The following is a 7,159-nucleotide window of genomic DNA, read 5'->3' as shown; positions in this document are numbered from 1 at the left end:
TCTCTCTTCGGAGAGGGGCTGGGGGAGAGGCTTTGCTATCCTCATTTCTCCTTGGAGAGGGGTTGGGGGAGAGGCTTTTCTTTTGTTTATTTTCTTCCTCATTTTTAACACTTTTCGCCCCCACCAAATAGAAATAAAAACGTGCTTTCCATGCTTGTATGAAGCCATTTCACCGCTTGTGCGAAGCCATTTTATGGCTTCGATATCCTCATCTGCATCTTTTCAGCCTGCAATCTCAGTCACTTTACCATGCTGTTTGACTGAAATGGCAACGTGTTATGAGTCAAAACACACCGTAACTTGACGCAAATGGCAACGTTTTTCAGCGTAATTTTACCCCGTGATTTCTTTTGAGTTTTGCAATCACTTGACAGTCAACACTTTGCAATTTACAGAAAAACAGTGCATATTTTAAACGAAGAAGACTTTCGATTTGAATTTGCAAATCTGATGAACACAATTGTAAACATCCTTGAAAAGAATTAACACATCATTCGCTTATGCAGACTTTCTGACAGAAAACCTTTCATTCGTTTTTACCACTTGAAGAGAAACATGAGAAAAATAATCATTATTTACTTATAATAATTATGATTTTTAGACGTTCAAATAATATAAAAACAAATATAAATCCAAATAAAATGTCGTGAAAGCAGGGTGCAACGGCATCTTGCTTTCTTTTCTATCATGAAAAAAAACAGCCTTACCAACAAGCAGTTTCTTGTGCCTTTCGTGCTCATCACATCGCTCTTTTTCCTGTGGGGCTTTGCAAGAGCCATTCTCGACGTACTCAACAAGCACTTTCAAAACGCACTCGACATCAGTATTACGCAGTCGTCTTTAATTCAGGTTACAACCTATTTGGGTTATTTCCTGACTGCTATTCCGGCGGGTTGGTTTATCAATCGTCATGGTTATCGCCTTGGTGTGGTCATCGGGTTGATGCTTTTCGGCATCGGTTCTCTGCTGTTCATTCCCTGTGCAGCACTCAACACGTTCTATGCTTTCTTAGGAGCTTTGTTCATCATTGGCTGTGGTCTCGTGTTTTTGGAGACCTCGGCAAATCCTTATGTGACCGAACTTGGCGACAAGGCAACGGCAACAAGTCGCCTCAACTTCTCGCAGTCGTTCAACGGCTTGGGCTGTCTGTTCGCAACACTTGTCGTGGGACAGTTTTTCTTCGGTGGTCATTTTGAAGATAATGATGTTGTCATTCCCTATACCATTTTAGGCATTCTGGTGCTCGTTATCGCTTTAGTCTTCTCGCGGGTCAACCTGCCTGAAATCAAACATGAAGAGACTGAAGAAGACAAAATCAAGGGAACACGCATCATGAAACTGTTTCGTCACCACCCCATGTTCGTCTTCGGGCTTTTCGCTTTGTTGGCTTATGAGGTGGCAGAAATATCCATAAACAGTTATTTCATCAATTTCGTGACAGGACAAGGATGGATGAATGACAACATGGCGAGCATCATACTGACCGTTGCCTTGGGCTTTTTCATGGTGGGACGCTTTGCCGGAAGCTGGCTCATGCGCCGCATCCGGGCCGAAATGATGCTGTTTGCCTGCGCTGCCGGAAGCGTGGTCTGCATGGTTTGTGTGCTGCTGAATATCGGCAAATTCTCAATGGTTGCCATCATAGCCAATTATCTTTTTGAAGCCATTATGTTCCCAACCATCTTTTCGTTAGCACTTGATGGGCTTGGAAATCTCAAGAAAAGTGCTGCTTCCTTGCTGATGATGACACCAATCGGAGGCTGTGGTTTCCTGCTTATGGGCATCATTGCCGACAGTGCCAACCTTGTGATTCCATTCCTGATTCCATTCTTCGGCTACTTCGTTGTATTGCTCTTTGCTTCTGAATTGATGCACAAACAAAGAGAAACGCATTGTTAAGACATGGCATCATTGCTACTTCCATGTTGCAATTACACAGCCCATTCTTGATTTAACGCAAAATTAAACTTTTTAACCCGTTACTGATCGAAAAAAAAGAACCAACATTTTGTGTCATCAAAAGAATATGTTAAATTTGCAATCAGAAAGAGATGAAATGATAACATTCATGAAGTAAGTTATTTATAAACATAATATTTCAAATTATGGCAGTTAGTTATAAAGAATTAGGTCTCGTCAATACACGCGAGATGTTTAAGAGAGCTGTAAACGGTGGTTATGCTATTCCAGCATTCAACTTCAACAACTTGGAGCAACTCCAGGCTATTATTACGGCATCATCTGAGTTGAAGTCTCCTGTAATCCTCCAGGTTTCTAAGGGTGCCCGCAACTATGCTAACCCTACACTACTCCGCTATATGGCTGAAGGTGCAGTAGCTTTTGCAAAAGAACTTGGCTGTGAACATCCGGAGATTGCCCTCCACTTGGATCACGGTGACAGCTTCGAACTCGTGAAAGACTGTGTAGATATGGGCTTCTCTTCTGTGATGATCGATGCTTCTTCAAAGTCTTTCGAAGAGAACATTGCATTGACAAAGAAGTGTGTTGACTATGCACATCAGTTTGATGTGACTGTAGAAGCAGAGCTTGGTGTACTCGCGGGCGTAGAAGATGAGGTTGCTTCAGAGGAGTCTCACTATACTCGGCCGGAAGAAGTGATTGAGTTCTCACAGCGTTCTGGCTGTGATAGCCTCGCTATCTCTATCGGTACTTCTCACGGTGCTTATAAGTTTAAGCCGGAACAGTGTACTCGTGACCCGAAGACTGGCCGCTTGGTACCTCCTCCATTGGCTTTCGACGTACTCGCAGAGATTGAGAAGAAACTCCCAGGTTTCCCAATTGTACTCCACGGTTCGTCTTCAGTTCCACAGAAATATGTTGATATCATCAACCAATATGGTGGCAAATTGCCTGATGCAGTAGGTATTCCAGAGGAGCAACTCCGCAGAGCTTCAAAGAGCGCTGTATGTAAGATTAACATCGACTCTGACTCTCGTTTGGCTTACACTGCCGGCGTTCGTGAGACTTTGGCAAATCATCCTGATTACTTTGATCCACGTCAATACGGCAAGGTTGCACGTGCCTACATGACTGAAATGTACAAAGAGAAGATTAAGGATGTGCTTGGTTCTGACAACAAACTCGCTCAGTTGTAAGAAGATTACGGCTTTTGAGTTGGATAAAATAATAAAGGTGAGGACAGATTTGTTCTCACCTTTTTTCATATCTTTGCGCTATGGAAAAGAGAATTACAGAGCAATCATCTCACTATGACCACTTGGAGACGATGTCTATTGCCCAACTTACGGCTGCTATCAATGAGGAAAACAAACTCGTGCCCGCTGCCATTGAGCACGCTTTACCGCAGATAAATGCCTTGATAGAAACGATTTTACAACATTTGCAGATTGGAGGAAGACTGTTTTATTGCGGTTGTGGCACAGGAGGACGACTTGCAACGCTCGATACAATAGAGGTACAGAACACGTATGGAACCGATGGAAGCCAGATACAAGCTATCTTTCCTGGTGGTATTGACGAACTAACACAGACGCGAGAGTCGCGCGAAGATGACCTCACAGACGGCTGGAAACAACTTCAAGAGCATCATATCAATGAAAAAGACATTGTGCTTGGACTCTCAACCAGTGGCACCACACCTTTTGTAAAAGCCACTCTTGCTGCCTGTCGTGCCCATAACATCACAACAGCTTGCATCGTAAATAATCCCGATAGCCCTATTGCAACAGCGTCAGACCATGTGGTTGAAATCATCACAGGGCCCGAATTTGTCACCGGAAGCACACGGATGAAGGGCGGAACTTCACAGAAATTAATCCTTGATATGATTAGCACCACACTAATGATACGCCTTGGAAGAGTCGAAGGTAACAAGATGGTGAATGTCAAGCTGATGAATGCGAAGCTCATAAATCGCGCAGCCCGCATCTTCATGGAACGTCATCCGGAAGAAACAGACTATCAGAAAGTCGTGAAAAAACTAATGAAAAGCGGTAGCATTAAAGCCGCTGAGAAAGTAGAGTAGGCTTTTACATTCTCCCAAAATGCCACACAAGGCCAACATTCCAGATGCCTTGCAGTCCGTAACCCAATTCAGAAGTGAAGCGCAGATGATTGCTTCCAATCTCTATTCCAACGGGCGAAAACTGATAAGCCACCCTCGCTTTTTCTTCTCTTATGTTAGGGAAATTACTGCTGTTCGACTTCAGATGATAGTAGCTTACCCCCAGACCACCTCGAGAATAGAGGGCAAAATGACCATTATCCAACCATGTATAGCTTACAGCCGGCATGAAAGTAAAACTCTTACTGTACAGTCTTAAGTCGTCATCAGGGAAGATTGAATAGAAAAGACCACCGAAAATGAGTTTATAAGGATTATTCCCCCACCGTTCAGCTCGTGGAATATGCGCGCCTCTTGCCTCTGCTTCAGTATAGCTGATGCCTGCACCAACGGCCCATTTTGAATTCAGATGATAGAGATATTCCATGCTCAACGAAACATTAATGTTTTGAAACGCTGAGAAAAGTGAGCTGTCACTCTCAAGCTTAAACAGCCTTACATAATCATTTCTCACGTTCTTCAAATGGGGTTCATCCCCCACTCCAATGCTCCATCTCACTTGATGTCTGTAGCTTTGTGCCTCAACCTGCAAGGCAAGACATAGGACCAATAGGATAAAAAGGCTTCTTTTCATAGATGATATTCGTTTTATTATTCCGTTGCAAATATAAAAAAAGAAAGCGAAACACACAGCTCTTTTCCTCATTTTTTGTGATAATTGTACATCTTTTCTTAGACATTAGCCCATGCTTACTATGCAGGCATTCATTATCTGGCAAGTTGTTTTCTACAAAGACGGGGCATGTCAGCCTATTCATACAACGGACATAGAAAGTCAGATGCAAGTACACAAAGAACCAAAAAAAGGTCCGCTTCTCACGAAGCAGACCCTCTATAAATGTTTATTGTTTAAATAGAGACTTTTGTTATTTATCTTATAACGATTTAAGAGAAGAAATTTTATGTATTACATCAATGCTTTCAATTCAGAGATTGGGCGCTTTTCCATCGTTCCATCCGCACGAGTAATCGTGAAATAATCGTGTACAGACTTGCCGCCCTTAAACTGAACAACAGCTATACCGCCTTCACGCATGTGAAGAGTGAAGTAACCTTCGCGCTTACCTTGAATGTACTTACCATGCCATTTCTCCATACCATTCTGATAATATGTGGTAACTTCGCCGTTAAGAACAGTGTTGGCATCGTTTCCCAAATCAATAAAGCTGTATTCACCTTCGGCTTTCAGTGTACCATTCATATAGAAATCCTGGAAGACATCGCGCTTGTTGAGGCCTTGATTCTGCTTCATCAATAAGCGATAATAACTTGCTTGTTCATTATTTGTTACGCTGGTTTTATCTGCAGCATAATAGATAGTGTCGGCAACAATGACTGCATTCTCAGCTACATGTTTACGTCCAAAGCTTGTAATAGTCAACATTGCCATTACTGATATTAAAAGAATACGCTTCATATTTGTATATTTTTAGGTTGTTTATTCTGTTTCTACTGCAAATATATAGAAAAGAATTGTGAAGTCGTTCCTTTTTTAACACTATTTTATACATATTTTTTCACGCCAAAATAGTCGTAACTTTACAACCTGCTTTCAATTTAAAACTTGATTAAAATCAATGATTTTGCTTACAGTTTTAAAAGTAACTTCTTTCAAACTCCACTATAACAGGGATTTAAGATAAAGAGAGATAGCCTACAAGAGATATTCTGTTGTGTTATCGCGCACAATAACTTACAATCCGTAACAGTGTTAATTGTAAACTATTTTGAATAAAATCACTTTGTAAATGTTAACACCTTGATATATATCAAGAGGGTAACTATAACGCTTAAAAAGTTACATTGTGCAACCTATTGCAGCTTTACGTTTACAGGAATGAAGCAGAAACTTCTGACAGGTCTGCCTTCTTGCCTTGCCGGAGACCATTTCGGCATGCGTCTAAGCAAAACAACGATGTTGCGATCCAATGTAGGAGAGAATGGCTTTACAATTGATATATTACTCAAAGTGCCGTCGCGTTCGATAATCAAACGTACCAATGCACGCCCTGAAAGAGCCTCTTTCTTTAAATAAGGTGGTACAACGAGATTGGTCGTTATATATTGATTAAGATTTTGATTATTCCATGAAAACGATGCCAACTCCTCCGTCTGACGATACACATACATGCTGTCGCCGACAACAGGTGCATCAACAAGTTCCACAACAGGCGTACCCACAACGGGTTTAGTCTTGAGGAGTTTCTTCATTTTTGACGTCAGGAAGTTCACCCAGTCAGCTGTTGAAACCATGGATTGAACAGAAGGTTGCCCTTCCGCCCCCACTTCCATGAGCAGCGTTCTGTCATTTACCGGCACAGGACCATAAAGCTTCTGTGCATCAAGTGAAACGGCATAATTGTTCAAAAGTCCTTCTGTCAGAGCATTACTCAAGTAATAAGATGCCACGGGATCGACCAAAATATTTTCCAACTTCATAAGCTCTTTACCCTTAAGAATACGCTGGTTGGGAATGTCATAGACAAATAAATCCAGTTGATGTTCCTTTTGTAGCGACGATTTCAGCCCCGGCTGAATGTTTTTTTCCACACGCATTGAAATGTATATACCTTCCTGTAACCCCACTTCACGCACTGAATAGGTGGCATAACAGAACTTACTGTCATCGGGAATTGTATCGAGTTTTGTCGTCAGAGGCTCACCATAAAGCGATTGTATGGCTGCAATCTTCCGGTCAAGTTGCATACATGTGTCGCCAAGGAGTGTGTTGATATGCTGTAAAAGCACGGGCTGCGCTACATAACACAAACGCTCCGGCCACTCAAAATCAATGTCAATCACATTCATCTCGCCTTTACTGTTCGTGCAAACCACATGCCGCTGCTCATACCTTATACTCGTACTGCTCGCTGTCTGCTGGGCTTTCATGCTACTGACTGACATCAAAAGCACCATTAGGAATATCATCTTTTTCATTGTATATCGTTTAATTACTTCGCAAAGATATATAAAAAAAACAAGACCTATCATCCCGACAGGTCTTATTTCATTACTTACTAAACCTCAAATCCGCAACTAAGCCCTTGAAGGTTC

At 41.9% G+C, this 7,159-nt stretch carries 6 protein-coding genes; 3 read left to right on the top strand and 3 right to left on the bottom strand.

The genetic code is table 11. The annotated features are described in order from the left end of the window. Positions 1-687: 687 nt before the first annotated feature. From HMPREF2983_RS06535 to HMPREF2983_RS06525, 3 genes are all read left to right on the top strand, one after another. Positions 688-1,899, top strand: coding sequence for a sugar MFS transporter (locus tag HMPREF2983_RS06535; protein WP_070667445.1), 1,212 nt, complete (start codon positions 688-690; stop codon positions 1,897-1,899). Between the two features lie 206 nt (positions 1,900-2,105). After that, on the top strand, positions 2,106-3,116 hold the full coding sequence (locus HMPREF2983_RS06530; RefSeq protein ID WP_004371628.1) for a class II fructose-bisphosphate aldolase: 1,011 nt from the start codon (positions 2,106-2,108) through the stop codon (positions 3,114-3,116). Positions 3,117-3,196: 80 nt separating this feature from the next. After that, on the top strand, positions 3,197-4,006 hold the full coding sequence (locus HMPREF2983_RS06525) for an N-acetylmuramic acid 6-phosphate etherase (protein ID WP_070667444.1): 810 nt from the start codon (positions 3,197-3,199) through the stop codon (positions 4,004-4,006). Positions 4,007-4,010: 4 nt separating this feature from the next. Here the strand turns inward: HMPREF2983_RS06525 and HMPREF2983_RS06520 are convergent, their stop codons facing one another. From HMPREF2983_RS06520 to HMPREF2983_RS06510, 3 genes are all read right to left on the bottom strand, one after another. Continuing rightward, positions 4,011-4,679, bottom strand: a complete 669-nt coding sequence (locus HMPREF2983_RS06520; RefSeq protein WP_070667443.1) for a hypothetical protein — start codon at positions 4,677-4,679, stop codon at positions 4,011-4,013. 333 nt (positions 4,680-5,012) lie between these two features. Beyond that, positions 5,013-5,522, bottom strand: coding sequence for a toxin-antitoxin system YwqK family antitoxin (locus HMPREF2983_RS06515; protein WP_004377023.1), 510 nt, complete (start codon positions 5,520-5,522; stop codon positions 5,013-5,015). A gap of 395 nt (positions 5,523-5,917) precedes the next feature. Continuing rightward, positions 5,918-7,042 (bottom strand): energy transducer TonB, encoded by a 1,125-nt coding sequence (locus tag HMPREF2983_RS06510; protein ID WP_070667442.1) that lies wholly within the window; start codon positions 7,040-7,042, stop codon positions 5,918-5,920. Positions 7,043-7,159: the final 117 nt, after the last annotated feature.

It is taken from the genome of Prevotella sp. HMSC077E09 (genome assembly GCF_001814685.1).
Classification (GTDB): domain Bacteria; phylum Bacteroidota; class Bacteroidia; order Bacteroidales; family Bacteroidaceae; genus Prevotella; species Prevotella oris.
Note: the sequence above shows the minus strand (reverse complement) of the source record. Positions and strands in the feature narration are given on the sequence as shown.

Excerpts from the sequence above, each read along its gene's own strand:
- HMPREF2983_RS06530 (WP_004371628.1), top strand. The coding sequence starts at position 2,106 with ATGGCAGTTAGTTATAAAGAATTAGGTCTCGTCAATACACGCGAGATG.
- HMPREF2983_RS06525 (WP_070667444.1), top strand. The coding sequence starts at position 3,197 with ATGGAAAAGAGAATTACAGAGCAATCATCTCACTATGACCACTTGGAG.
- HMPREF2983_RS06515 (WP_004377023.1), bottom strand. The coding sequence starts at position 5,522 with ATGAAGCGTATTCTTTTAATATCAGTAATGGCAATGTTGACTATTACA.
- HMPREF2983_RS06510 (WP_070667442.1), bottom strand. The coding sequence starts at position 7,042 with ATGAAAAAGATGATATTCCTAATGGTGCTTTTGATGTCAGTCAGTAGC.
- HMPREF2983_RS06520 (WP_070667443.1), bottom strand. The coding sequence starts at position 4,679 with ATGAAAAGAAGCCTTTTTATCCTATTGGTCCTATGTCTTGCCTTGCAG.
- HMPREF2983_RS06535 (WP_070667445.1), top strand. The coding sequence starts at position 688 with ATGAAAAAAAACAGCCTTACCAACAAGCAGTTTCTTGTGCCTTTCGTG.